The following is a 1369-nucleotide window of genomic DNA, read 5'->3' on the forward strand; positions in this document are numbered from 1 at the left end:
GCCGGCGGCGTGCGCGCGGGCGACCGGATCGCGCTGCTGAGCGTGAACGTCCCGGAGGCGATCGAGACCGCGCTCGCGGCGTCGCTGATCGGCGCGGTCGTGGTGCCGCTGAACGTCCGGCTCGCCCCGGCGGAGATCCGCTTCCAGGTCGGGGACGCGGCGGCGCGGCACGCGGTCGTCCACCCGGCGCTCGAGGACCTCGCCAGCGCGTCCGGGCTGCTCGACCTGACGCACTGGACGGTCGGCCCCGGCCTCGACCGGGCCCTGGACGGGGCGCCGCCGCACGACCTGCCGCGCCCGGCCCCGGACGCGCCGATCATCCAGCTCTACACCTCCGGCACCACCGGACGGCCGAAGGGCTGCCTGCTCACCAACCAAGGCTGGGTCGCCGCCGCCGCTAACGCGGTGCACGCGTTCGGCATCACCGGCGCGGACCGTCTGCTCGGCGCGCTGCCGCTGTTCCACGTGGCGGGGTACGGTGCCGCGCTCGGCCACCTGGCGGCCGGCGGGACGGTGGTGTTCCCGGCGGGCGCGTCGCCCGACGTGCTCTGGCCGGTCGTCGCCGAGCACGGCGCCACGGTCGCGATCTTCCCCACGGGGACGGGACGGGCGCTGCGGCATCCCGCCGCCGCGCCCGGGACGCTGCGGCTGGTGTTCGGGATGGCCGGCACCGAGCGCGCCGGGACGCTGGAGGCGCTCCGCGGCCTCGGCATCGGCTACCGCGGCGTCTACGGCTCGACCGAGGCGGGCAACTTCGTCACGGTCACCACGCTGGACGACGAGCTGAAGCGCCCCGGCACCGTCGGCCTGCCGCTGCCGCCGTTCGACCTCGCGCTGGACGGCGCGGACGGGCCCGGCGAGGTCGGCGAGCTCCTGCTGCGCGGCGCGAGCGTGATGGCGGGGTACGCGGGGCTCCCCGACCCGATGGACGGCGGATGGCTGCGCACCGGCGACCTGATGCGCCGCGACGCCGACGGCTACCTCCACTTCGTCGACCGCGCCAAGGACATGGTCCGCAGCGGCGGCGAGAACGTGTACTCCGCCGAGGTCGAGCAGGTGCTCGTCCGGCACCCGGGCGTGCTGGACGCCGCGGTGGTCGGCGTCCCGGACGCCCGGTGGGGCGAGGCGGTCAAGGCGCTCGTCGTCGTCCGCGCCGGGACGACGCCCGCCGACCTGGACGCGCACTGCCGCGCCCTGCTCGGCGGTTTCAAGCGGCCCCGCTGGTACGAGTTCGTCGAGGCGCTGCCGCGCAACCACTCCGGCAAGATCCTCAAGCGCGACCTGCGCGCCGCGCACGATCCGGAGCGCTCCGTCCGCCTCGCCGAAGGCGGCTAGAAACGCGTTGACTCGCGGCGAGCCGTCGTCGTGA

The 1369-nt window shown here is 76.3% G+C and carries 1 protein-coding gene; it reads left to right on the forward strand.

Features of this window, described 5'->3' with window-relative positions:
- Positions 1-1335 (forward strand): class I adenylate-forming enzyme family protein (locus ABZ914_RS51440; protein WP_500201821.1); only part of this gene is annotated, 1335 nt, incomplete at its 5' end.
- Positions 1336-1369 lie beyond the last annotated feature (34 nt).

The sequence above is a fragment of the Spirillospora sp. NPDC046719 genome (genome assembly GCF_040645715.1).
Lineage (GTDB): Bacteria > Actinomycetota > Actinomycetes > Streptosporangiales > Streptosporangiaceae > Spirillospora.